The organism is Anaerocolumna sp. (assembly GCF_032079385.1).
Lineage (GTDB): Bacteria > Bacillota > Clostridia > Lachnospirales > Lachnospiraceae > Anaerocolumna.
The window spans coordinates 40,530-66,458 of sequence record NZ_DAMAUC010000001.1 but is presented as its reverse complement, the minus strand read 5'-3'; the positions used below and the strand labels follow the sequence as shown (position 1 = coordinate 66,458).

Annotated in this window: 24 protein-coding genes, 4 tRNA genes and 1 other annotated feature; of the genes, 9 read left to right on the top strand and 19 right to left on the bottom strand. The window is 35.8% G+C overall.

All coding sequences use genetic code 11. The features are described 5' to 3' along the window. Positions 1–47: 47 nt before the first annotated feature. The 6 genes from RT261_RS00315 to RT261_RS00290 form a co-directional block, all read right to left on the bottom strand. Entirely contained in the window at positions 48–2,090 is a 2,043-nt protein-coding gene (locus RT261_RS00315) for a methyl-accepting chemotaxis protein (protein ID WP_313127898.1), read from the bottom strand. Positions 2,091–2,217: 127 nt separating this feature from the next. Further along, on the bottom strand, positions 2,218–3,234 hold the full coding sequence (locus RT261_RS00310; protein WP_313127896.1) for a sugar ABC transporter substrate-binding protein: 1,017 nt from the start codon (positions 3,232–3,234) through the stop codon (positions 2,218–2,220). Positions 3,235–3,748: 514 nt separating this feature from the next. Continuing rightward, positions 3,749–4,552, bottom strand: coding sequence for an ABC transporter ATP-binding protein (locus tag RT261_RS00305; RefSeq protein ID WP_313127894.1), 804 nt, complete (start codon positions 4,550–4,552; stop codon positions 3,749–3,751). Further along, positions 4,553–5,560 carry a FecCD family ABC transporter permease gene (locus RT261_RS00300; RefSeq protein ID WP_313127892.1) on the bottom strand — a complete coding sequence of 336 codons (1,008 nt, stop codon included), beginning with the start codon at positions 5,558–5,560 and terminating at the stop codon, positions 4,553–4,555. A 1-nt stretch (position 5,561) separates the two neighbouring features. After that, positions 5,562–6,554 carry a FecCD family ABC transporter permease gene (locus RT261_RS00295; protein ID WP_313127890.1) on the bottom strand — a complete coding sequence of 331 codons (993 nt, stop codon included), beginning with the start codon at positions 6,552–6,554 and terminating at the stop codon, positions 5,562–5,564. Further along, the gene (locus RT261_RS00290; RefSeq protein WP_313127888.1) at positions 6,541–7,581 is read right to left on the bottom strand and encodes an ABC transporter substrate-binding protein; all 1,041 of its coding nucleotides are present in this window, start codon (positions 7,579–7,581) and stop codon (positions 6,541–6,543) included. The genes RT261_RS00295 and RT261_RS00290 overlap by 14 nt, the downstream gene beginning before the upstream one ends. 233 nt (positions 7,582–7,814) lie before the next feature. Between RT261_RS00290 and RT261_RS00285 the strand changes: the two genes are divergently transcribed. Both RT261_RS00285 and RT261_RS00280 read left to right on the top strand, forming a co-directional pair. Next, complete coding sequence (locus RT261_RS00285) at positions 7,815–8,813, top strand: helix-turn-helix domain-containing protein (protein WP_313127887.1); 999 nt, start codon at positions 7,815–7,817, stop codon at positions 8,811–8,813. Between the two features lie 336 nt (positions 8,814–9,149). Further along, the gene (locus RT261_RS00280) at positions 9,150–9,272 is read left to right on the top strand and encodes a hypothetical protein (RefSeq protein WP_313127886.1); all 123 of its coding nucleotides are present in this window, start codon (positions 9,150–9,152) and stop codon (positions 9,270–9,272) included. Positions 9,273–9,611: 339 nt separating this feature from the next. On the opposite strand, the gene RT261_RS00275 is transcribed toward RT261_RS00280, so the two are convergent. The 3 genes from RT261_RS00275 to RT261_RS00265 form a co-directional block, all read right to left on the bottom strand. Continuing rightward, positions 9,612–9,684: transfer RNA gene (locus RT261_RS00275), tRNA-Thr, on the bottom strand. Between the two features lie 12 nt (positions 9,685–9,696). Then, positions 9,697–10,326 (bottom strand): RNA polymerase sporulation sigma factor SigH, encoded by a 630-nt coding sequence (sigH, locus tag RT261_RS00270; protein WP_313127885.1) that lies wholly within the window; start codon positions 10,324–10,326, stop codon positions 9,697–9,699. 232 nt (positions 10,327–10,558) lie between these two features. Continuing rightward, complete coding sequence (locus tag RT261_RS00265; RefSeq protein ID WP_313127884.1) at positions 10,559–11,206, bottom strand: epoxyqueuosine reductase QueH; 648 nt, start codon at positions 11,204–11,206, stop codon at positions 10,559–10,561. A 138-nt stretch (positions 11,207–11,344) separates the two neighbouring features. Here RT261_RS00265 and RT261_RS00260 point away from each other — a divergent pair. From RT261_RS00260 to RT261_RS00245, 4 genes are all read left to right on the top strand, one after another. Continuing rightward, positions 11,345–11,419: transfer RNA gene (locus RT261_RS00260), tRNA-Pro, on the top strand. A 383-nt stretch (positions 11,420–11,802) separates the two neighbouring features. Further along, complete coding sequence (locus tag RT261_RS00255; protein ID WP_313127883.1) at positions 11,803–12,561, top strand: ABC transporter permease; 759 nt, start codon at positions 11,803–11,805, stop codon at positions 12,559–12,561. Further along, complete coding sequence (locus RT261_RS00250; RefSeq protein ID WP_313127882.1) at positions 12,533–13,261, top strand: ABC transporter ATP-binding protein; 729 nt, start codon at positions 12,533–12,535, stop codon at positions 13,259–13,261. Before RT261_RS00255 ends, RT261_RS00250 begins: the two co-directional genes overlap by 29 nt. 111 nt (positions 13,262–13,372) lie before the next feature. Then, entirely contained in the window at positions 13,373–14,431 is a 1,059-nt protein-coding gene (locus tag RT261_RS00245) for an ABC transporter substrate-binding protein (RefSeq protein WP_313127881.1), read from the top strand. A 367-nt stretch (positions 14,432–14,798) separates the two neighbouring features. On the opposite strand, the gene RT261_RS00240 is transcribed toward RT261_RS00245, so the two are convergent. From RT261_RS00240 to RT261_RS00195, 10 genes are all read right to left on the bottom strand, one after another. Next, positions 14,799–15,320, bottom strand: a complete 522-nt coding sequence (locus RT261_RS00240; RefSeq protein WP_313127880.1) for an NYN domain-containing protein — start codon at positions 15,318–15,320, stop codon at positions 14,799–14,801. Between the two features lie 50 nt (positions 15,321–15,370). Then, the gene (rlmB, locus tag RT261_RS00235) at positions 15,371–16,114 is read right to left on the bottom strand and encodes a 23S rRNA (guanosine(2251)-2'-O)-methyltransferase RlmB (protein ID WP_313127879.1); all 744 of its coding nucleotides are present in this window, start codon (positions 16,112–16,114) and stop codon (positions 15,371–15,373) included. 3 nt (positions 16,115–16,117) lie between these two features. Further along, positions 16,118–16,600, bottom strand: coding sequence for a ribonuclease III domain-containing protein (locus RT261_RS00230; RefSeq protein WP_331665346.1), 483 nt, complete (start codon positions 16,598–16,600; stop codon positions 16,118–16,120). Beyond that, positions 16,585–17,982, bottom strand: a complete 1,398-nt coding sequence (gene cysS / locus RT261_RS00225) for a cysteine--tRNA ligase (protein ID WP_313127877.1) — start codon at positions 17,980–17,982, stop codon at positions 16,585–16,587. Before cysS ends, RT261_RS00230 begins: the two co-directional genes overlap by 16 nt. A 184-nt stretch (positions 17,983–18,166) precedes the next feature. Next, a complete protein-coding gene (epsC, locus tag RT261_RS00220) occupies positions 18,167–18,844 on the bottom strand; it encodes a serine O-acetyltransferase EpsC (RefSeq protein WP_313127876.1) in 678 nt (225 codons plus the stop codon). A gap of 103 nt (positions 18,845–18,947) precedes the next feature. Then, positions 18,948–19,169, bottom strand: a binding site (T-box leader). 117 nt (positions 19,170–19,286) lie between these two features. After that, positions 19,287–20,471 (bottom strand): GNAT family N-acetyltransferase, encoded by a 1,185-nt coding sequence (locus tag RT261_RS00215; protein ID WP_313127874.1) that lies wholly within the window; start codon positions 20,469–20,471, stop codon positions 19,287–19,289. Between the two features lie 110 nt (positions 20,472–20,581). After that, positions 20,582–21,145: a 2-C-methyl-D-erythritol 2,4-cyclodiphosphate synthase gene (gene ispF / locus RT261_RS00210; RefSeq protein WP_313128538.1), complete on the bottom strand. Its 564-nt coding sequence runs from the start codon at positions 21,143–21,145 to the stop codon at positions 20,582–20,584. A gap of 381 nt (positions 21,146–21,526) precedes the next feature. Continuing rightward, a complete protein-coding gene (locus tag RT261_RS00205) occupies positions 21,527–21,790 on the bottom strand; it encodes a hypothetical protein (RefSeq protein WP_313127873.1) in 264 nt (87 codons plus the stop codon). Between the two features lie 56 nt (positions 21,791–21,846). Then, a tRNA-Met gene (locus RT261_RS00200) sits at positions 21,847–21,920 on the bottom strand. Between the two features lie 24 nt (positions 21,921–21,944). After that, positions 21,945–22,017 (bottom strand) — tRNA-Val (locus RT261_RS00195). Between the two features lie 260 nt (positions 22,018–22,277). Here RT261_RS00195 and RT261_RS00190 point away from each other — a divergent pair. The 3 genes from RT261_RS00190 to RT261_RS00180 all read left to right on the top strand — a co-directional run bounded on the left by RT261_RS00190 (position 22,278) and on the right by RT261_RS00180 (position 25,849). Continuing rightward, positions 22,278–23,684: an MATE family efflux transporter gene (locus RT261_RS00190; protein ID WP_313127872.1), complete on the top strand. Its 1,407-nt coding sequence runs from the start codon at positions 22,278–22,280 to the stop codon at positions 23,682–23,684. Positions 23,685–23,835: 151 nt separating this feature from the next. Continuing rightward, positions 23,836–24,273, top strand: a complete 438-nt coding sequence (locus RT261_RS00185) for an RrF2 family transcriptional regulator (protein WP_313127871.1) — start codon at positions 23,836–23,838, stop codon at positions 24,271–24,273. A 295-nt stretch (positions 24,274–24,568) separates the two neighbouring features. Beyond that, positions 24,569–25,849, top strand: coding sequence for an O-acetylhomoserine aminocarboxypropyltransferase/cysteine synthase family protein (locus RT261_RS00180; protein ID WP_313127869.1), 1,281 nt, complete (start codon positions 24,569–24,571; stop codon positions 25,847–25,849). Positions 25,850–25,929: the final 80 nt, after the last annotated feature.

Sequence of the window (25,929 nt, the reverse complement as noted above, 5' to 3'; positions counted from 1 at the left end):
CAGCGAAGCGGATTGCAAATATCCAATTGACTCTTTAATTAACCTACCTACACATCACTATTTCCAGCTATCTTAAAATAATCTATCTTTTGATTCATTTCCTTTGCCGTTTTCGTTAACCCTTCCACAGCAAATGAGACCTCTGCCACAGAGGCATTCATTTCTTCGGCAGAAGCTGCAATTTCTTCTGATGATGCAGATACCTGCTGGGCAATGGATGCTGTTCCTTCAATTTTTTCAATCATAGAATCTTTTTCCTGTTCTAATGCAGAAGTAGAATGATTAACTCCTTCTAACATAGATGCCACATTTTGAAACTCCTGTATGATTTGCTCAAAGGAGCTCATCGTATTATATAAAGTCTCAGTCTGCGAATTAAATTTATCATCCAGTGATTTTGTGGTTTGAAACATTTCATCTGTTTCTATAGTAACTTCGCTTATTATAGTATAGATATCAATTGACAAAGTCTTCGTTTGATCTGCCAGACTTCTAATATGATCTGCAACTACCAAAAAGCCTCTACCCGCTTCACCGGCTCTGGCTGCCTCAATGGCAGCATTTAATGATAAAAGATTTGTCTGATCTGCTATACCATTAATAAAGTCAACTATTTCCCCTACCTTTTTGATATTCTCGATGAATCCAATGATTTTTTTCATATAATTCTTAAAAGCATTATTGATTACATCTGTATTTTTCACCAGCAATTCCATGTCGTCGCTTCTGTCTTTGGCTGTCTGGCTGGTTCGTTGGGTCTTTGTATTAATCTCATTCACTAATTCCACTACCTGAGACAACTCATCTGAAAACCGGTTGATACTTGCTAACATATTACTTAACTCTTCGGCCTGTTCTCCTGCTCCTCTTGCCACATCCTGAATGGCTGTCGTAACATTATCTGTTGCGGTTGATACGGAACTTGAAATATAGGACAAAGTTTCTGCTTGTCCTTCAATATCATTAGAACTGTTACTAATTGCACCAATCATCTCTTTTATACTTTCCTGCATCTTATATAAAGAAGCCGCCAATATACCCACTTCATCCCTTCTGCTTTGATGGTTAGTGGATATCTCCCTTGTTAAATCACCCTCTGCCATTAAACTGATATCCCGAATTCGTAATCGTAATCCCTTCGTTATACTGCCGGTCGTTATATATACAGCTGCTACACCCAGGGCTAAGAATAAAGCCGTGAATAAAACAGCCGAATTCCTCATTTTATTTAAGCCTGACAGTATATCCCCCGCCTCTCCTTCCACAGCAATTGACCATCCCATGGATGGAATAGGGGCATATGCTCCATACATTTTAGCTCCATAATATGTATATTTTTTAATTCCTGCACTTCCCTCAGACATTTCTTTTATCAGTTCTGAAAATCCTGTCAGTGATTTATCGGATAACGCCTGGTTCATATAATTGGCTTTATCCAAAACCAGGGATAGGTTGTAATGGGCTATCATATCTCCTTTTTCATTCACCATAAATGCCCTGCCTGTCTTTCCAAAGGTTATATCATTTACTAAAGTGCTGAAAGTATTACCTGATTTTACTGCAATCAGCACGCTTTCTATCTTACCGGCAGTTTTAACAGGACTTGCATAGGCTATGACCAGACTATCCTTTGTAATTCCGGATATACCAAACACATCACTGATTGGTTCACTTACTGCCTGTTCACCCTGCAGCGCCTTTTTATATACTTCTAAATCCTTAATATCAATTTTTTTATTCCCGGAGGTTGTAAGAATTCCCTCGGAATCTGCCATTCCCAAAAGAAGATATTTGCCTTTCACTTCTTGAAGCTTAAGCTTTGAAAGCTTCTCTTCCATCGTCAATTCAGGAGCCTTTATACTATATTCGATTAAATCTAATAGTTCAAAACTTTTATCAATATTATTTTCAATTAAGAGAGCTGATTCCTTTGCCATTTCTGGAAGCATCTTATTCACATTTTCCAATAATGCATGCTTCGAAATATAGTAAGACATAATCCCCATTCCAATACTGACCACCAATATGGTAAATCCCAACAGCAAAATCATTTTAGTTTTTATACTTTTAAAATTCATCCATTTTTTCATGCAGTATGCCCCCATGATTTATCGTATTTAGTAAAATCCTTTGTAGATAACTATATGATCTTATAAATAATCCGGCAGACGATAAAAATCTCCTGCCGGATATATCATGTTCCTATTATTTTCTTACTTATTCTTTAATTAATCCTCTTTCTTTATACATATCTACATATTGGCTGGCATTGTCTTTGGTAATGAGTACTTCATCAATATCCACATCAATTTGCTTTTCTTCGCCTGTCAATAATTTATGAACGGATTCCATGTTTAATTTTGCTAAATCGATAGCTGACTGTAAACATGTTGATGTCATTTTTCCATCCTGTATCAGTAATGCTGCTTCTGCTGTTCCATCAACACCATAGGATAATATGCCAGCCGGATCAGCTACAACTTCAAGTGCACCTGCTGCCATGTTATCATTCATGGAAATAATAGCATCGATCTGACCATTGGCAGTAATCCAGTCTTCCATAAATGACATTGCTTCATCTTTATTCCAGTTAGCAATATCTTCTGCAATAATTGTTACATCCGATCTCTTGTCAAAGAATTCTGCCTGCCATGCTTTTCTTCTTTCATCTGCATGGAAGTTACCGGAAGGTCCGTTCAAAACAACTACTTTACCATTTTGAGGAACTTGTTCCACTGCTAAAGCTGCATTAACTGCTGCCTGTTTGTAAGGGTCCGCGTCTACAGAAGAAGCTCCTTCTATACCGGTAATACGAGCATTCGTAGTAATTGCAATAATACCTGCTTTTACAATTTTCTCAACATAAGGTCTTTGTGCTTCCCCGTTATTAGGCTGTACTATAATAGCGTCATATCCGTTTGTAATGGCATTTTCAATCGCTGCATTTTCCTTCTCATCATCAGCCTGGCCATCAAATACATCCAGTGTAATATCGGAATAGTCTTTTGCTGCTGCTTTCATTTCATTAGCAAGCCATGCTGCAAAGGAATCAGATTGTGTTCTTGCAATATAAGCAACTCTGTACTGCTTAGCCCCACTGTCTCCCTTATTTTCACCCTGGTTATTTGTTTGATTATTCGCTGCCGGAGTGTTGTCTTTTGTACCGCTGCATCCCACTAACATTGCCCCCACCAGTGATACGCACATTATTAAACTAAGTAATTTTTTTTTCATAAACCCTCGTCCTTTCTTATTTGTATAAAATATTATAAATACTGCTAAGTATTACCCCATTAAATAAGTTTTTCTGCCACAACCACCCTTTCTGTATTCGACTTTTATTGATTTTTTCTGACTAAACTATAACATTATCGTCTTACACATCGAAGAAACAGAATTTCTGTTTTTGTGTATTTTATTGTGTAAATTATTGTTAATTACTTAACTATGTAAAATATTGCGATTTATATGTAAAGTTTTGTGCTAAATATTCTTTTACATTAAAATCTCCGTACTGATATGAATATTAAATGGACATATATTATTTCTGAGGTCTCATAAGAAAAAATCATTCTCTGGCTTATAATAGCTAATCATAAAAAATGCAAAAAATCTTGTATCATTTGTATCATTAAAATACAACAAGATTCTTTGCATATTTTATTAGAAATGAGACCGATATAATAATTGCTTATGATATCTGGGTACTATTAAAAATGGTAATAATAATCATAAGACTGCTCGAATGTTATACTGATAAATCATCATAATGGTTCATATCATATTCCACGCAAATAGGATACCTTCTATCATCACTTAACTGTAATTTTGCATCAATACCATAGATTTCTTTTAAACTTTCTCTTGTTATGACTTCTTTTGGCGTACCTTGACAAATAATTTTTCCCTGTTTTAATCCAATAATATTATCAGCAAACCGACAGGCATTATTTAACTCATGAAGCACTATAACAACTGTAATTTTCTTTTCCTTATTCAGCCGTTCCAATACTTTAAGAACTTCTAACTGATAGGACATATCCAGATAGGTAGTTGGCTCGTCAAGCATAATAATATCTGTTTCCTGTGCCAGAGTCATTGCTATCCAGGCTCTCTGTCTTTGACCGCCGGATAAGTTACCGATTTCCCTATCCGCATATTCTTTCAATTCGGTTTCTTCAATAGCCCACTCTATTATATCTTTATCATGGGCTCTGAGACCACCAATCATTTTCTGATGTGGGAACCTTCCAAAAGCAATTAGCTCCTTCACAGTTAATCCCGGAGGATATACCGGCCCCTGAGGCAGAAAGGCAACTTGTGTTGCGAGATATTTTTCTTTCTGTTCTTTTACATTCTTGCCATTGATCAATATATCCCCATTCCTTTGCTTTATGACTCTGGCGATGGTTTTTAGAAGGGTAGACTTACCACAGCCGTTAGCACCAATTATAATACTGATTTTACCTGAGGGAATGGAAAGTGACATATTTTCTATTATTAAATTATCCTCATAAGCTACGGATAAGTTTTGAACACGTATAGCTTCCACTTAGTTCTCCTTTGTCATTAAATATATAAAATATGGAACTCCAAAGATTGAAATCGTAATACCAACAGGAATTTCAATCGGTGAGAATAGATTTCTGGATACAGCATCTGCAACTAAAACGATTACTCCACTGATAAGGGCCGATATAATCAGATAATGTCTGTGATAGTGTCCCACAAGCCGCCTTGCAATATGGGGAGAAATCAGACCTAAAAAGCCTATATTTCCCGCAAAGGCAGTTGCTCCGCCAGCCATTAAAACTGTTAGGAGTAAAAATTTTCTTCTCTCTTTATTTAAATTTAATCCTAATGCAGTCCCATGTTCTTCTGATAACATCAGTACATCCAGCTTTTTATGATGTAATAATACGGTTATAAACAGTACAGCGCTAACAGGTACGATTATCTTGGCATAACTTAAGCCCGCTCCCCAAAGACTTCCCGAAGTCCAGGTAAGAATGCGGTTATACTCACCAACACCTCCCTTAAACATAAAAAAAGTTAGAAAAGCATTCAAACCGGCATTTAGTCCAAGTCCTACCAGTAAAAGTCTTTTTGGCCGTATTCTGTCTCTGCTGGATAACAGATAAATAAATAAGGCAGAGATTCCGGCACCAATAATAGCCATAAATGGCAGCATGTAAATGGATAATTGGCCAAGTTCACTGTAATAATCCGTTGTTATAAAGGAAATGAAAACAACTGCTGCAACTGCCGCTCCCGCATTAATCCCTGTAATCCCGGAATCCGCCAGTTCGTTTTTTGTTATAGTCTGCAGCAGTGCACCTGCTGTGGAAAGAGAGACTGCAACAGAAATACCTACTAGCATTCTGGGTATCCGTATACTAAATAGAGCTGTCTTTTGCATTTTAGTTCCATGCCCTAAAAAAGTCCTGATAATATCACCAGGTGTTATTTTGTAGCTTCCCCAGCTTAAATACAGGATAATTGCTATAAGGAACATAAAAATCAGTATAAATAATACTTTGACAAAATTTCTTTTTCTCATATCAGCCTTTCTCCTTTCTTGCTGCCACAATAAAAAACGGCACGCCTATTAAGGAGGTAAATACACCGATTGGTATCTCATAAGGAGTAAAAACCATTCTGGCAGCAATATCCGCATAAGTTAAGATAACTGCTCCCAGTAAAAAAGAAAAAGGAATTATCTTTTTGTAATCTTCTTTTACAATCCGCCTTATAATCTGGGGAACAATCAAACCTACAAATCCGATATTTTTTCCAACAGCTACTGCGGCCGCACACATAGGAATCATAATCAAGATTGTAATAATTCGAATCCTTTCCGGATTTTGCCCAAGACCTATGGCTACATCATCACCAAGGCTTAATACATTAATTTTCTTAGATAAAGCAATTGCACCAAGAAATCCCGGAACTCCAACAACTGTGATTAATATAAAATCCTGCCAGGAGGCATTGCGAAATCCACCCCCTACCCAAAAAGAAATGAACTGAGCTTTATTACTTAAAAGTCCTGTGATGGTAGTCAGAGAAATGAAAAAAGTACCCATAGCTGTACCGCTAAGCAATATTTTTGTAACAGAACTGTAATTAGATTTTCTCAAAATAAAGCCTAATACAACAACCCCGCTGAATACCGCACCAATTAAGGAGGCAAGCATTACATTTGTAGTGGTTATAGATATGCCAGCGGCATAAAAAAGGGCGATTACTAAAGTAGCCCCCTGGCTTACACCAAGAATAGACGGCTCTGCAATGGGATTTTTGGTAACCCCCTGCATCATGGCGCCGGTTACACCAAGAACGCCCCCTGTTAAAAGAACACAAAGGGATCTGGGTATGCGTACATCACGGATAAGAATAAGTTCTAATTCCTCTTTAAAATGAAAAATACTGTCCCATATCTTTATAATCCCAACATGGGCTGCTCCTAAGCTTATGCTTAGAAACAACCCCATCAGAAGAATAAAAATGCCGAACACCATAAGTGTTAACGTATTTTTATTATTTTTGCCCATTTAATAACTCCACAATTTCATTAATTAGTAAATCCCTGCCGATTGAGCTGTATCCCTGTACAAAGTAAGGTGATGCAGGCAGGTTAATAATATTGCCTTCTTTTACTGCTGGTATACTCTTCCATACTGCATTCTCGTTTAAAGTTGTCAAATCCTCATCAGTTGCAAGTACAAAAATTTTGTCTGCTTTAATTTCTGCAAGGCCTTCATAAGTTACAACTGGTAAACTAATATCACTTTGTTCCGGCATGCCTTTCGGTTTAGCCAGTCCCATATCTTCATATAATACGCTGCCAAAACCTGCACCATCAAACACATAGAACTGTCCGCCACTGGCTAAGAAAGCTAGATATGTAGTATTTTCACCACTTGCAGCTTTTACTTTATCCCCAGATTCCTTTGCCTTATTCTCATATTCCAAAATCCATGTATCTGCTTCTATCTCTTTATTAAAAAGCTTTGCAAAAGTTCTAACATCATCTTTCCAGTTTAGTGCCTCAAGCTGAATCATAATGGTAGGAGCAATTTCCTGTAGCTGCTCGTACATTTTTTCCTGAACTGTTGATATAATAATCAAATCCGGATTTAAATTCATAATTGCTTCTATATCCATGGTATCCTGCATGCTATATCCCACTATGGCAGCACCTTTTAGAACCTCTTCCAGATAAGTAGGGAATTTTGTATAGTCATAAGCATCACTGTTGGCTGTACCAACTACTTTAAAGCCAAGAATTGATAATATATCACTATTACCGCTTAAATCTACAATTCTTTCAGGGTTTGCGGGTATTTCCACATCACCCTTAACATCTGTTACAGTCATTGTACCAGTATTATCTCCTTCCTGATTTGCATCAGTACTGTTTTCTTCTTGTGCATCACTTTCATTCTGTGTGTTTTCTGTACCAGTATTCTGATTTGTATCCGCCCCATCAGTATTCGTATTTTTTGCTGAGCATCCCGCTAACAGGGTTGTTAGTGTAAGAACTGTCAAAAATATCTTAACAAATAATCGCTTTTTCATCCTAAAACCTCTCTCGTCTAAATTTTTAAATCCTACTTATTGTAATTGACATTCATTCTCATTTCAATATCTGCACCTGATTTCACTATTTTTACATCTATTTTCACTATAATTTGTTTCTATTTTATTGTAATTAACAGTTTTCATGATTATAATAGATATATCCGAATTGAAGCTCAATTATTTATCTATAGGATTTATTTAAACGGTCATTCGTCTGAAGGGAGGTAATCATGTTAGTCAGATCTAATGAAGAATTTAAGAAAGCTGTATTAAAACATTTAGAGTTCGATAGATATGATACAAATTCCTATACCTTATATACCAATAAAAATAAACCTGAACTGGGATATTTGATTAGCTATACCAGGGAAAATTATTATAATCTTGGAATTGCCGACTATACAATTCCAAAAAATTTCTCACTTTCCTTTGATAATCCGGAACATCTTATTCGTTTTGGTCTTGTATATAAAGGTATCACAGAATTTAGAATTGGAGATAATCCTCCCGCTTCCTTTAGTCCATCCTCTTTTTTTGTTATGGAGCAGGATTTGAAAGGACGACAGGTCTGGAAAAGAGGACAGCATTATCATGGAACTGAGATTACAATTCATGAACGGTACTTTACGGAAATTATAAAACCAAACTTTCCGGATATTATAGATTTAGAAAGCCTGATCAAAAATTATACTTATACTTATCTTCCTCTGGAAATTGCTGATATAGTAAGAAAACTGCAAGGATTGGCATATGAAGATGCTCTAAATAATATCTATCTGGAAGCTAAAATTCTGGAATGTATCGGTATTTTTATCAACGAGGTGAGAAAATATCCTGAGAATGCATTTACTAATCAGATTAATTATGGAACCATAATGATTGGCAGCAGAAGCCTTAATTTAACTTCTTCCGACATCCGGGCTATCCAAAAGGCTCACGATATCATTTCAGAAAAATATAGCAGCCCGCCAAGTATTAAAGCCTTAAGTAAAATGGTATTTTTAAATGAGCAGAAACTAAAGGCAGGCTTTACCAAACATTATCACATGACAATTGGCGAATATACCAACCATGTAAGAATGACTATTGCTGCCAACCTACTTTCTACAACAGATTTAAGTGTTGATGCTATATCCAAAAAAGTAGGCTATGATTACTCCTCTAATTTCTCTAAAATGTTTTATAAAATTTATGGCAAAACACCTTTACAGTTTCGTAAAGCGAAGTAAAAAAATATTTATGCTTATAGCTATTATAACACTTGTCAGAAATGACAAGCACAAAAAAATAGCCGCCCTGCTCTCCGCAAAAAAGTTAGGACGACTATTTTTATCGTAATATAATTTTCGCCGGGACGGATAGGTTTGAGCTATCTTCCGGCTGTCTTGCTAAGCATATTATCTCCTAAAATACATAATAAAGTCAACAACGTTAAAAACTGCTCCTGTTGGCACAGGAACGGCTTAAATAGATACTATATAAGCATGAGCCTATAACAATAACTCCAACACGTATATTGTATCATACAGGCTCAAATAGCACATTACGAAAGGATGTTTGATACAATGGCTACAGTAGAAAAGAGAGGTAGCAGCTACCGCATCACAGTAAGTAATGGCTATGATGTAACAGGTAAACAAATCAGAGAGGAAACTACCTTTACACCAGATTCTAGAAACTTAAAGTAAGCCTTGGCGATCAGTGGCAAGGCTGTGAAGGCAAGAACTGGCAGGAAAATAATAATATCTTTATCCAGTGGAACGGCAAGCAGATGAATATATCCACACCGTATCAGACTTTCAAGGATATTATCCACAAATATAATGCTACGGTTGAGGATAACTCTTTAAAACTTCCCAACATACCTCTGCATGGTCTTCGTCATACTTCTGCCACCCTACTGCGTTCTTTTTTTGGACAGATAAACCTCAAATAAACCCCAAACAATGAAAAAGGCACTCATTTCAGAGTGCTTTTACTTTGTCTTTAAACCGCTGTCCTATTAAATTTACAATATTTCTTTCAAAAGCTCCCGACGAGACTTGAACTCGAGACCTTTACCTTACCAAGGTAACGCTCTACCGACTGAGCTACGGGGGCAGTTAGCTACTATTATAATTTCTTTAGTAACTTATTTAACTTTGTTTTTATTCGTTGTAATGCATTGTCAATGGACTTGGGCTCTTTGTCTAATTTATCCGCTATTTGTAAATAAGAATAGTCTTGTAAATACAAATCCAGCACGTCTTTTTCAAATCCGCTTAAGTGCCTTACGAGTTCATATTCTAACATACTTGTACTCTCTTTGTCAATAACTAATTCTTCCGGATTTGAACCTTTATGCTCATACATTAAATCCACCAAGGAAGCTTTTTCATCTGCATCTGAATTTTCAATATAGGCAGGCGTATCCAAGGATACATATGTATTTAGTGGAAGGTTCTTTTTTCGGTTGGAAGCCTTAATAGCACTGAATATTTGTCTGGATATACATAAATCTGCAAAATTAAAGAAAGAGTTATCCATATCAGAATCATAGTCCCTAATGGCTTTATATAGCCCAATCATTCCTTCTTGTATCAGGTCGTCTTTATCTCCCCCGATAAGATACAGGGCTTTTGCTTTTTTACGTACCAGATTTTTATATCGGTTTAGCATGTAATCCATGGCATCGGGATCGTTATTATGGATTAAGGCGATAATATCCTCATCCAATAATACATCATATTTTTCTTCAAGCATATTACCACCTCCTGATTCATTTTTATCGTTCTTTTTTATTTAGATTACTTTCTAGATAACAATTCAAGTATTATTTTAAAGTTTTATTTCAAATATCATTTTAAGTGCTTTTTAAATTTTACTTTAAATGCTTTTTAAATATTATTTCAAATATTATTTTAAATGTCTGTATATATTATTTTGTATATATTATTAAGTACTTTTTCAAATATTATTTCAAGTGTTATTATCGTTAATGATTTTCCAAGCAGGCTTTCTTTTCATTTTCACGTGCCACTTTAGAATACACGCAGCCACAATAGTCCTGGCGGTATAAGTTATATTCTTTGGATAGTTCTGTAGAACGTTTATAACCGTTCTTTTTCTTGAAATCTGAGAACAGATATGGAGTATCATATCTCTCCCTCAGCATTTCCCCTATTTCGTTTAACTTAGCTGCATTTTTTAAAGGACTTATGGACAAAGTGGTTGTAAAATAATCAAAGCCCAATTCTTTTGCTAACTTAGCGGTTTCTTGCAAGCGCAATTCATAACATCGAAAGCAACGTTCCCCGCCCTCCGGTTCCTTTTCCAAACCTTTTGCCACTTGATAGAAACGGTCTGGCTCATACTCTCCCCGTAAGAATTTTATCGGATTCTTAACGGGTAATTTGCTGATAAGCCGTTGTTGTTCTTCAATACGCCTTTCATATTCCTCCTTAGAGGTAATGTTAGGATTGTAAAAATATATGGTTATATGAAAGAATTGTGATAAATATTCCAGAACATAACTACTGCAAGGGGCACAGCAACTATGAAGTAAAAGGGTTGGTGTAATTCCTTCTTTTGTAAAATGTTCTATGAGTGCATCCAATTCTTTCTGATAATTTCTTTTATTCATCAATTTTCCTCTCATTCTGTAAAGAAAAAGTACTAAATTATCTTTTTTATAAATATTATTAGATAAAGACTTGATTTTCTTCTAAGAATATTATATTATATTATTGCTGTGAAAATCAACTGATATTTCATGAGTAATCGAGGCGTGGCTCAGTTTGGCTAGAGCGCTGTCTTAGGGAGGCAGAGGTCGCAAGTTCAAATCTTGTCGCCTCGATTTTTTATATAGTAAAGTTATATAGTCAAGGGGCTCCATTGCAGAATTGAACTCGTTCAATTCTTGTCGCCTTGATTTTTTATTTATCGTGCTGATTATACAAGGGTTCGTCCCGAGTAAGAAGGCGATGTATGAATAGTGAATTTACATCAATGGTTGTAGAGCTATTGATTTCTATCCTTGCGTCTTCTTGACTGCAAGGTTTTTTTATTGTACATAAGGATATATTAAGTTATAAAATATGTTTTTGCAAATTATAAATTACTATTTTATATTTTTTTCATATATGATTATAATTTATTAACACATAAATCAATTAGTAATTCGGGAATTTATATTAGACATGTAATTATTACGATTCATTTTTAAAAGGAAGTGCCATTATGAAAAAATATATCAAATCCATTTCCATTATTGTTATCATACTTGCTTTATGGTTTTTATTTTCATCTTTGCATATATGGAGTGCTTATGTGCTTCCAAGCCCAGGAAAAGTATTGGATACTTTTATTAAAATGTGTAAGTCCGGAGAGATATTTACTCATATATGGGACAGTTTATTGAGGGTTATTATCGGTTTTTCAATTGCATTCCTTCTGGCATTTTCTTTGGGTGTATTATCAAGTATTAAACCTGACTCTGCTCCTTACTATAGCCATATGGTTGAATTTATTCGAAATGTTCCGCCATTAAGCCTAATTCCTTTGCTGATTCTATGGTTTGGAATTGGTGAAACATCCAAGATAATTATTATTGTTTTGACTTCCTTCTTTCCTATGTTTTTGAATACAAAAAAGGGGCTGGTTTCCTGTGATACTAAGTTGCTGGAAGTAGGTGATTCCTTTGGATTTACTACCAGCCGCAAATTCTTTCACATTATGCTGCCAAATGCCATCCCTGATATTCTGGTAGGCATGCGTACCGGTCTTGGATACAGCTGGCGTTCTATTATTGGAGCTGAAATGATTGCTGCCTCCAGCGGTCTTGGCTACTTTATATTGGATGCACAACAAATGGCCCGCTCTGATAAAGTGATTGTTGGTATTATCGTAATAGGTACTGTTGGTCTTTGTTGTGATAAATTATTTTCCTTTGGTATAAAGAAGATTTCTCATGGAGGTGTTGGCGATAGCTGGAGTTAAAATAGAACATTTAAGTAAAAGTTATATGGTTTCGGACAAAAAAATACCGGTTTTAGATGATATAAATCTAACTATTGACGAAGGAAGTATTACCGTTATTATTGGGAAAAGCGGCTGTGGTAAAACTACTTTCTTAAAACTGCTTCATGGTTTGGAACAGCCGGATAACGGCAACATTCTCTTACCGGGAGATTCTAAATTAGGTATGGTATTTCAGGAAGACCGGCTTATGCCATGGCTTAACACCTGGGATAATGTTACTTTTAGTCTGAGAAAAAAGCAGATAAATAAATCTTTAGTAGAAAACACCCTCAATCTGGTTGGACTAAATGGGTTTGAAAAGGCCTATCCTCCTCAGTTATCCGGCGGCATGCGACAGCGTGCTGCACTTGCCAGGGCATTGATCTATAACCCCTCCCTGCTGCTAATGGATGAACCCTTTGCTTCCCTTGATTTTTTCACAAGAGAGAGCCTACAAAATGAAATCCTTCGAATTCATAAAGCCAATGGGATTGGAATGGTATTTGTTACCCATAATATTGATGAAGCTTTAAAATTGGGACAGAGAATTATTGTATTTGAGTCAGGTAAGATAAAAGCAGATTACGATTTGTCAGGATTTACTTACGTTAGAGATGTACTTTCAAAACCCCTAATCGAGCTAAAGAAAGACATTTTAAATATAATGAAAGAGACATAACTTTAAAGGATTTTGTTGAATGCCGTCAGAAAATTCTGTGGAGGATTTTCTTTAAGGGATAGTCTCTAAATAATCGTATTACAATACGAAAAGTAAGAAAGGTGGAACATTATGAAAAAATTATTGACCCTATTCACTGTATTCGCCCTGAGTTTTGTTTTAGTGGGCTGTACTGGTAAAGCAAATAAGGACTCCAATAAAGAGGGAGCCACTACAACTCCTACAGAGTCACCGACAGGCACAGATACCTCTAATGACGCTTCACAAACAACTCCCACTAAAGAAGCTGTAAAGGATTTTACTGTAGATAATATTGCTGTAACTTATGTAAAAGCTCCTTTAAACGTGCCTTCCATAGTAGAGAATAATAAAGGTTTCTTAGGCAAAGGTTATGCTGAATATAACTTGCCTATTGTTTATTCTGATTTAACAACAGGTCCTGAACAAACACAGGCATTGGCATCCGGTGATATTCAATTCTTAAATGCAGTAGGTGCAACTTCTGTTATTCTCTCCGCTTCCAATGGAGCAGATATTAAAATAATCAGTATGTACAGCAGATCTCCAAAAGCATTTGTTATGTTTTCCAAAGATGACAGCATTGATTCTCCAGAAAAATTAAAAGGGTTAACTGTTGCAGGACCAAAAGGAACTATTTTACATGAGCTGCTAATATCCTACCTGAACACTGCCGGTTTAAGTGAAAAAGATATTAATTTTGTATCTATGGATATCCCCAGTTCTCAGGCTGCTTTAGCAGGAGGCAGTGTTGATATCGCCTTAGCTGCAGGCCCTGTTGCTTACAATATGAAAAAGGATGGCTTTCATGTAGTTACTGACGGTACCGGTCTTGTTGATGCTACCATTGTTGTTGCCACCAGCAATGATTTTTATAAAAAGAATCCTGAACTAGTTAAGAAGTTCTTGGACGTACAAAAGGAAACCTTACAATATATTGAGGATAATTACGAAGAAATAATTGAAATCACAGCTGCTGAAACAGAGCTGCCGGCAGATGCTGTAAAGGAAATGTACGATATGTATGATTTTAACATGGAAATTAAAGATAGCGATATTGAATCCATGAGGAAAACTACACAGTTTATGCTTGACAATGGTATGATTGAAAATAACGTTGATATAGAATCTTTGATATTAGATGTAAAATAAATGTTAATTGACTCTAAAGAACAATTATTAAAAGGGTAAACTGTCAGAATTGAGGCAACGAAAGTAAGGTCATTATGGCATTTTAAAATCCGTATAAACTCAAAAATGAATATAAAGAGATTTCAAAGCTTGTATAAACTCAAAAACTAATATGCAGAGACCGTTCAAAGTCCGTGTTAACTTAAATACTAATATAAAGAAACCGTTTAAAGTCCGTGTTAATTCAAAAAACTGACATGAATTTATGGGCAAGGCCATTATCCCGTGGTCCTTGCCCATACTTGTATTATAAAATTGTTTTTAATTAGTATTCAAAGTTTATGTTAACCTTAAAGGCCCGATTTCAAATAAGCTTTTTGTAATAGCTCTAATTTTTATCATCCAGCCTCATCTTTTCCAGCAGTTCAGCCATTTCAGGAGACAAATTATCCATAAGACGGTTTCTGCTATTATCTTTCTTCTTTTGATAAGTTTCTTTAATTTCCTTATTAGCTGATTCAATTTCTCTTTTTAATTCTCTTGCGCTCATTCTAGCAGCACCTCCGGCCAAGATAATCATTTGCTCCGTAGCATCTGAAGTAGCTACACGAATTTGAAAATCTTTGCCCATTTGCCAGGATACAGCTTCAATAAACTGGTCTGCTGTTTGAGCTTCCTTGGTGTATACAATGTCAATATTATTGTAATGAATCACACTGCCCGGATTGCCTTTTGATTTATAACCATCAAATACCAGAATTACCTCATTCTTTCGAAATCCCTGGTAATTGCATAGAATATCGGCAAGTTTTACTCTTGCCGATTCTAAGTCGTATTTGGATATATCCCGTAATTCAGGCCACGCAAATATTATATTATAACCATCCACTAAAAGAAATTCTTTAGCCAATATGAAATCATCCTTTGTTGTATATTATGCTAATCCCAATGATAAGCCCTTTATTTGCTCAGTCTTTGTCTTACTATTTCATAAGATAAAACACCCATAGCAACTGATGCATTCAGAGAATCGATGTTACCGAACATAGGAATCTTAGCTACAAAGTCGCATTTTTCCTTAATTAATCTGCCTACACCTTCCCCTTCACTTCCAATTACAAGGCCAATTGGTCCTCGTAAATCAAGGTTATACATGGTTTCACCCTCCATGTCTGCACACACAAACCATAATCCCTTTTCTTTTAGTTCTTCCATGGTTGCAGCCAGATTCGTTACTTTGGCTACAGGAGTATAATTAATAGCACCTGCTGAAGTCTTAGCCACCGTTGCCGTTAAGCCCACTGCTCTTCTCTTCGGAATGATGATACCATGAGCTCCTGCCTGATTGGCAGTTCGAAGTATGGCTCCCAGATTGTGGGGATCTTCAATGCTATCCAGCAAAATCAGGAAAGGTGGTTCTCCCTTTTCTTCCGCTGCCTTTAGCATGTCCTCTACCTCTGCATATTCATAAGCTGCTGCAAATGCAATAACACCCTGATGTTTACCGGTCTGTGATAGTTGATCCAATCTTTCCTTTTTTACAAAGGTAATAAGGGTATCACCCTTTTTAGCTTCTCTGGTAATGGACTTAATTGGTCCATCCTGGCATCCATCCAATATAAAAAGCTTGTCTATGGTTTTTCCAGATCGAAAGGCTTCCAGTACTGCATTACGACCTTCTATAGTAAATTCTTCGTATCTCATAAATTATTGTTCCTTTCGTGGCTGGTTATCCAACCCTAGTTTTACCAATTCCAGTATTCTAGCAAATTGATTGGTCAAATATAAATACCCTATCAAGGCTTCTAAACCGGTTGCAATTCTATATTCTGTAATGCTTGCATTCTTAGCAGAAGTAAAGGATTTCGCATTTCTGCCTCTTTTATATACTCCCAATTCTTCCTCTGTCAGCTCTTCCTCAATCTTATGGAACAGTTCCATTTGGGCAGGAGCCTTTACCAAACTGCTTACTTTTTTGTGTAATTTATTCACCGGTGCATTGCCTTTTTCAACAACAATGGTGCGCATAATCAAATCATAAATAACGTCACCAATAAACGCAAGAGTTAAAGGAGAGTAGGTTCTTATATCCGCTTCAGGCAAGTCCATGTAAGATTTGATGAAATTTATGATATTACAGTTATCCTCTGCATTTTCGTTTTCTCTGCTATCGCCTAACTCCTTCTCCATCTTACCCCTTCTCTTGTATCCTCAAGAACGATACCTTTTTCTAACAAAAGATTTCTGATTTCATCCGCTCTTGCAAAGTTTTTATTTTTTCTGGAATCCTGTCTTTCCTGAATTAATTGGTCAATGGTTTCATCTAATAATTCTTCTTCTTTTTCAGCTTTGATTCCTAAAATATCGCATAATTTAACGATACGTTCTAAAACTTTCTCAATCAATTCTTGGGAGTTATCAGAAGATATTTTGGAATTTGCCACTTTTACAATTTCAAAAATAGCAGCAATTGCATCTGCCGTATTAAAATCATCGTCCATAGCAGCTTCATATTTCCCGGTTAATTCCTGAATTTCTGTCATAATAGCTTGTTCTTCTTCTGTCATTTCTTTATCGTTTGCTGCTTCTAACAGATGCTCCAGATTATAGGTAGCAGTTGTAATACGCTCCAAACTGTTCTTAGCGGCTTCCATTAAGTCTCTGCTAAAGTTAATAGGACTTCTGTAGTGAGCATTTAACATAAAGAAACGTAATATTTCTAATGGATATTGTTCGCTTATTTCTCTCACGGTAAAGAAATTGCCATCGGATTTGGACATTTTTTTATTATCAATATTTAAGAAGCCATTATGCATCCAGTATTTCGCAAATTCTTTGTCATTGCAGCATTCACTTTGTGCAATTTCATTTTCATGGTGAGGGAAAATTAAATCTTCTCCCCCCGCATGAATATCAATTTGCTCTCCCAAATATTTATTGCTCATAACAGAGCATTCAATATGCCAGCCCGGTCTTCCGTCGCTCCATGGAGATGGCCAGGAAGGTTCTCCTTCTTTCTTTGGTTTCCATAATACAAAATCCATGGGATCTTCTTTTTCATCACTTACGGCAATTCTGCTTCCTGCCTCCAGGTCATCAATATTTTTCTTAGATAATTTACCATATTCCTGAAAGCTTCTTGTTTTAAAGTATACCGTGCCATTTTTCTCATAAGCATGACCTTTTTCAATTAATTTAGAAATCATGTCTATCATCCCGCTGATTTCTTCAGTCGCTTTCGGATTATGAGTAGCAGGTTTTACATTCAGGCCTTCCGTATCTTTTTGGAATTCCCTGATATAACGTTCTGATATTTCCTGTGCTGAAACCCCTTCTTCATTTGCTTTTTTAATAATTTTATCATCTACATCCGTAAAGTTAGATACAAAGTTCACTTCATATCCTTTATATTCAAAGTATCTTCTTACTGTATCAAACACTATAATCGGTCTGGCATTTCCGATATGAATATAATTGTATACAGTAGGACCGCATACATACATACGAACCTTTCCTTCTTCGATAGGTACAAACTCTTCTTTTTTCTTTGTAAGCGTATTGTATATCTTCATAATTTACCTCTTCACAGAAATTCCTATGTTCTGTCCTTTCGTTCTTATTCATGGATATATCAAAAATAAATATAATCTTATTTTAATTTTACATAACATAAACATTTTGTAAACATCTAAACTATTTTTCGTTTCTTTATATCCATATTTTACCCTTATGTCATTATTCTTTTAATTCTTCTATTTACTTACCCTTTACTTGCTGCTCCAACTGTTTTACTTTCTTGGAAATTTTCTTTACTTCTTCCATTAACTTCACATTATCAGCCTGTAATGTTGAAATGTCATTAAATACAGGGTCGGGTAAATGTATATGATCCATATCTTCTCTTGGAATCTTTATATTATCCCGTTTTACAACTCTCCCAGGAACACCCACTACGGTGGAATTAGGAGGGACTTCCGTTAATACTACTGAACCTGCACCAATCTTAGAATTTTCACCAACAGTAAAAGAGCCTAGTATTTTAGCACCTGCACTGATCATAACATTGTTTCCTATAGTAGGATGACGCTTTCCGCTCTCTTTTCCGGTACCGCCCAAAGTTACCCCCTGATATAAGGTTACATTATCACCAATGATTGTAGTTTCTCCAATAATTACTCCATTACCATGGTCAATAAATAATCCTTTACCAATAGTTGCACCCGGATGAATCTCAATCCCTGTTTTTCTGGCTGTTCTTTGAGAATACCATCTTGCTAAAAAATAATGTTTTTTCAAATATAGTTTATGCGCAATGCGATATCTTATAATAGCTTTAAAACTTGGATATAAAAATACTTCTAAAGGAGTCTTTATTGCCGGATCACGTTCTTTTATGATTTGCATTTCTTCTTTAATATATCTTATAAAACCCATTATTTCAACCTCCATTACAATATTTCATGCAAATTTCATATCCGTTTTTCATAAAATCATACATTATGATATGAATATTAACAGTAAAAAAACTTCGTCTCAAACAAGAGACGAAGTTTATCCGCGGTTCCACTCTATTTTATATAGAACCAGTTGTTCTATATAATCTTTCTACAGGTAACGGCTGCTCCGGATTAAGCTACTTGGTTCACTTAATCAGCTCCCAGATGCACTTCATTTATATTCCGGTTAAGAATGCTTTCAGCCGATGACATTCTCTCTCTGTAGCCTTCCTACAAACTACTCTTCTGATCTACGCCTTTTTATATAATATATCATTTCATATTGTATGCAAAATATCTCCATTTGTCAACACATCTAAGCTGCTTTTATCTATCCGTTGTATCATCCTGAAACAGTGTTTTAGCATTTATATAGTATATTATACAACATCATTAATATATACTTGAGAATAACTATTTATTTTATCTAATTTATCAAGAATTGCCTTATTATGAACAGCAGCTCGTGTACTGCTGCCTGTATTTATGAATTCATCCCATTGTAATCGACCAAAAAATAATTCTGCCGCTTCTGCTATATTTAGCCTGATTTCCGGTTCTTCTTCGGTTTCTGTAATATGACATCCTTCTTTTGTAAACTTTAATTGATAGATACCGTTATTCTCTTCTAAAATAGCATCCGATACTTCCATAACAATCTGTATTTCTTCAGTTGCTGAAATGTTTTTAACAAAGGTTTTAAAATCTACGATTCTTGCCATAATGGCAGTGGTCTTAAGTTCCTTATCCTCATGCATTCCTTTTCGGACATTCTTTTTTAAATACGCTGCAAATGACTCTAAAACTGCTTCTTTATCCTTATTATTTGTTATCATTTCTGTAATATAGATTGCATCTTCTGCCATATAAGAAAGATAGCCCAGGATTTGTTCCTGCCTATAACAAACTAAAACTTCACCATACCCGCTTTTCATTTCATGAATCAATCTTTCATAATAATAAGGGGTTCGATGCACATATATGTCACAGTCTTTTGAAAGTTGATCATTGCAAAAGTCAGACAATCCCTTCATACTGTCTATATCTTTCGGATTTAAGGGCCTCACAGTTATATCTTTGTTCACATTGCTTGTTTCAGTCTTCTCTCTTAAATCCTGAATCATGGCTTTCATAATTTCATTCCAAGGTTCCTGTTCATATACCACACGAAAATCATAGGGTGTATATATCGCCTCTGCTGCAGGCATTAGATACGTAAATGGCATTTTCTCCAGATACATCTGGTGAAGTGCTTTTTCCAAAAGTATTTTCATAAGTCCCTGTCTGCGCTCTTCTCTTTTGGTAGCAACACCAACTATATAGTTAGCCGGAACCTCCTTTCCTCTTACAGAAAGTAAGTACGGATTTAAATGCAGCATAGAACAAAGGGCTTCCTCTTTATAAATGGTTAAAATACGATTGTCTTTTACTTTCCAATTAAAATAGAAGTCCATATATTCCTTTGAATCCCCAAAACACTCCTGCCAAAGACCGTAGATTTCTTCTCTGGCACGTTTTTCTTCTCCATATATCTCGTTTATATTATCATACAAAGTAATATTCATTGGTATGTCAATCCTTTCTCCGTATGGTATACAAGTCAGTAATAATTTTTATTCTATTATTATGAGTCTAAGCATCTGTAAATACTCCCGGTATCACAATGATTGAATACTTATTTTTTAAAACACCCCGTACAACCTGAACAGGAGCTGCAGTTTCTTGAGGCACCAGTTTCCTCTTCGGAATCATAATAACTGAAATTCTCTACCGACATTAGTAAACACACTGATTTTGCAGAAATTCCCGTTCCTTCACCAGTAAATCCAAGCCCCTCTTCTGTGGTAGCCTTTACATTAACCTGATTTTCCTTAATTCCTAATGCATTAGCTATATTAGATACCATATCCCGTATATAGGGTGCCATTTTTGGCTTCTGCGCTACAATAGTAGCATCAATATTTTCTATAAAATAAAAGTGATCTTCAATTAATTTACCAACTCTTTTTAACAGTTCCATGCTGGAGATCCCTTTATATTCTTCCTCTGAATCTGGAAAATGTCTTCCTATATCTCCCAGCGCTGCTGCTCCTAATAAACTGTCCATAATTGCATGTAACAGAACATCCGCATCCGAATGTCCTAATAATCCTTTTTCATATGGAATAGTAACGCCACCCACTATTAAGGGACGGCCTTCAACTAAACGGTGTACATCATACCCCTGTCCAATTCTCATATTTATGCCCATGTTAATCTGTTTACAGATGTAACACTGCCAAAATAAGCAGTAGAAGCTTATTGCGGCATCCTTTCTTTATATATTTTCAAACGATTCGTTTTATATTCACCTATTGCTTTAAATAAAAATCATAGTAATAGCTACTGCATTCGTTTTCTTTCGAGTTTCTTTAACATGATTTCTTTTCTATTATATAACATAATGACTCCTATATGATAGTAAAATTTATCATCAACCAATATTTTACAAAACCAGGTGTACTTGTAAAGAATCCACCTATAAAAAGAATATGCAAATAATCAAGGATACCTACCGTTAGTTTATGTCCAGGTTGTCAAAGGGGTTGTCCGCTCATTGGCGTGACAACCCCTTTTTGTATTACATATGAAATCTATTAACTGCTTTGTTTATATTTTCGGATATATCATTTAAATCTGTTGACAAGTCAGATACCTCTTTTGCCATGTTAGATTGTTCTGCTAAGCTTTCCATAGCATCGGCTACTTCTTCCGTTCTTATGGAAGAGTCTGTTGAGAGTTTTGTTAAGCTTAATGCTCTTTCCTTCAAATTATCGGTTAAATCTTTAATTTGTCCAAGAATCCCACGTAAATCATCTTTCAGGTTCTTAGTTGATTGTACCAATAACAGAATTTCATCATTTCATAAAAAAAAGACTGTCTAAAGACAATCTTGTAAAGTAGCGAAGGACGGATTTGAACCGCCGACACTGCGGGTATGAACCGCATGCTCTAGCCAACTGAGCTACTTCGCCGTATATAATTATATTTTGAATCAATGGGACCTACAGGGCTCGAACCTGTGACCCTCTGCTTGTAAGGCAGATGCTCTCCCAGCTGAGCTAAGATCCCATACACACTGCACTTAACAGGTACTTAATCATTATATTTATGAAGCTTATTTTTGTCAAGCCTTTTTCTTATTTTTTTCGCATATTCTTTATTCTCTTTATTCTTTATAAAAATATGAATCTAAAAACCTATTGAAAAGACATTGAAATAATATTTATACATGATATACTAGTCTATGTGCCCTAATACTAGCGGTAGTGCCAGTTAACAGGGCTTTTCTTAAAATACATTACTATTACGTAAGGATGAAGGTTTTGAAAATGACAAAACAAATGACTAGCATATTTTCAGTAAAAAGTATGTTAAAACCGGAGCAAATTGTTGGTTCTATACCGCAAAGTAAAACTATTTATAAAAACTTTATTCAAGTTGCATGGCCATCTGCTTTAGAAGCTTTACTGGTAGCCTTAATAAGTTCTATAGACACTATCATGGTTGGCGGCCTGGGAGATGGAGCTATTGCTGCAGTCGGCATTACCAATCAGCCAAAATTCATTTTGTTATCCATGGTTTTTTCATTGAATGTAGGAATAACAGCGATTGTTGCCCGCAGAAAAGGTCAAGAAGACAAAGAGGGTGCCAATCGTACTCTGCGAATTGGTATTATATTAAGTTCTTGTATATCTATTATTATGTCGTTATTAGGATACCTATATGCAAAACCTATACTGGAATTTGCCGGTGCAGAAGCTTCTTATATGTCCGATGCACTGGATTATTATAGGGTTATTATGGTAAGCATATTCTTTACCGCCTTAAATCTCACCATTAATGCAGCCCAAAGAGGCAGCGGTAAAACACAAATTTCCATGAGAACCAATATTGTTGCAAATGTAATTAATATTATTTTTAATTATCTGCTGATCAATGGTAAATTCGGATTTCCAAGACTGGGAGTGAAAGGCGCTGCTATTGCTACTTTGCTGGGTACCATTGCTGCCTGTCTTATCTCTATATTTACTCTCTTTAATAAAGAGGCTTTTTTAAGTCTTCGGTATAAAGCCAGCTGGAGAATTACCAATTCCATTATGAACCCTATTATCCGGGTAAGTGGCAGTGCCTTTGTGGAACAGGTATTTATGAGAATTGGATTCATGGCCTATTCGGTTATTGTTGCAAGGCTTGGCAAAACACCATATGCTACTCATCTTATCTGTATGAATATCCTGAATCTATCCTTTTGTTTCGGTGATGGTTTTGCAATTGCTGCTTCCTCATTGGTAGGACAGAATTTAGGTGCCAACCGACCGGATTTATCAATCGTTTATGGAAAAACCGGTCAACGTTTAGCTTTTATTGTTTCTTCCATACTGTTTGGAATCTTTATATTGGGAAGATACTCATTGGTTTCCTTATACAGTAATACTCCGGAAGTTCTTGCACTTGGTTCTACTATATTAATTATCATTGCTTTTACTACCCATTTCCAAACTTCACAGGTTATATTTTCAGGCTGCCTAAGAGGTGCCGGAGATACTGTTTTTGTAGCACTGGTTTCTTTAGTCAGCATTGCTATTATTCGTCCAACCCTTACGTGGATTTTAGCTTTTCCTGCGGGCTTAGGATTACAGGGCGCCTGGATCGCATTATTTATAGATCAGGCATTTCGATTTACTGCTAATTTCATTCGCTTCTCCAGAGGAAATTGGACAAAGATTTCTCTATAAAAATGTTTAAATACAGTAAATATTATCCTAAATATTGTTGTTATTTCTAAAACACTTGAAATCATACTATTCCCTATGGTATTATATTGATTAGAAATATTACCGGCGGATAAAATCCTCCGCTGACAATGTAATATATAAGGAGGCTCTTATGAAAATATCAACAAAGGGACGTTATGCACTGCGTTTAATGTTAGATTTAGCGGTTAATAATACAGGTGAATATATTACTATTAAGAGTATTGCAGCAAGACAAGAAATATCCGATAAATATTTAGAGCAGATTATTACCCAGCTTAGTAAGGCAGGTTATGTTAAAAGTACCCGGGGTGCTCAGGGCGGTTACCGATTAGCTATGGCACCGGAAGAATATACTGTTGGAATGATTCTTCGATTAATCGAAGGTAATCTTACTCCCGTCAGTTGTTTAGATGATTCGCCAAATCAATGTACCCGTGCCAATCAATGTGCTACACTTATGGTTTGGGAAAAGCTGAATGATGCAATTGATCAGGTAATAGATAATATTACCCTTTCCGATCTGGTAGATCATCATAATAGTTTGTTAGGTAATGATTATGTAATATAACGGACGTCTGCCACAGTTAATATGGAAAGATACGAAGTCTATATCCATTTGCAGTACTCCCTCTTATGAAATATTCATATTGTGAGACATTTTAACACCATTAGATTGTTTATGATCAATCTAATGGTGTTTTGTTTTATTTCTGACTTTATTTTGTAGCTTCTATTTTGCATAAACTTGATATTCATGATTGACTTTTTATTATTTATAGATTATACTTCCTATAATTTATTTAATTCATAGTATTAATATATGAATTCAGTACATATATTTAATTTTGAAAGGAGTATTATCTATGGCAGAAAAAAGAAATCTTAAATTCGAAACACTTCAGCTTCATGCCGGACAGGAAAAGCCGGATCCTGCAACAGATGCCCGTTGCGTACCTATTTATCAGACTTCCTCCTATGTTTTTGCAAATTCAGCTCAGGCGGAAGGCCGCTTTGGCTTGGCAGAAGGCGGTAATATCTATACTCGCCTTATGAATCCTACTTCGGATGTATTTGAGCAGCGAATTGCCGCATTAGAAGGAGGGATTGCTGCTCTTGCTACTTCCTCCGGTGCAGCTGCTATTACATATGCAATCCAAAATATTGCGCATACCGGGGATCATATTGTTTCGGCCAACACCATCTATGGAGGTACTTACAATCTTTTTGCCCATACCTTAACTGATTTCGGAATTACTACTACATTTGTAAATCCAGATGTGGAAGGAAGTTTCGAAAGAGCCATACAGCCAAATACAAAAGCAATCTTTATAGAAAGCCTTGGAAATCCCAATTCAAGTATCATTGACATGGAAGCCGTGGCAGAAATCGCCCATAAAAACGGAATACCCCTTATTGTTGATAACACCTTTGCTACTCCTTATTTACTCCGTCCTATTGAATACGGTGCTGATATAGTTGTTCATTCTGCCACAAAGTTTATAGGGGGGCATGGTACCTCCATCGGTGGTGTTATTATTGATTCCGGTAAATTTGACTGGACTGCCTCCGGCAAATTCCCCTCCCTTACAGAGCCTAATCCAAGTTATCACGGTATTAGTTTTACAAAAGCATTAGGTGCCGCTGCTTACATCGTAAAAATCCGCGTAACATTAATGAGAGATACCGGTTCTACTATAAGTCCTTTTAATTCCTTCCTTTTCTTACAAGGCTTAGAGACTCTTTCTTTACGTGTTGAACGCCATGTGGAAAACACTCTAAAAGTTGTAGAATATTTAAGCAAGCATCCTCAAGTAGAGAAAGTAAATCATCCCTCCCTGCCGGATAACCCTTATCACCAATTGTATAACAGGTATTTTCCCAATGGCGGAGGTTCTATATTCACTTTTGAAATCAAGGGTGGTGCAAAGGAAGCAAAAGAATTCATTGATAAGCTTGAGATATTCTCTTTATTAGCCAATGTAGCAGATGTTAAGTCCCTAGTCATTCATCCCGCAAGTACTACACATTCCCAGATGTCAGAGGAAGAATTGCTCGCCTCCGGAATCAAACCGAATACTATCCGTCTATCTATTGGTACGGAACATATTGATGATATTATCTACGATTTAGATCAAGCCTTTTAGATAAAAATAGATGCTTTTAATCTTATATTTTAGATAATACAAAAGGGCTGCTGCAAAATGAGTGTTTCACTAGATTGTGG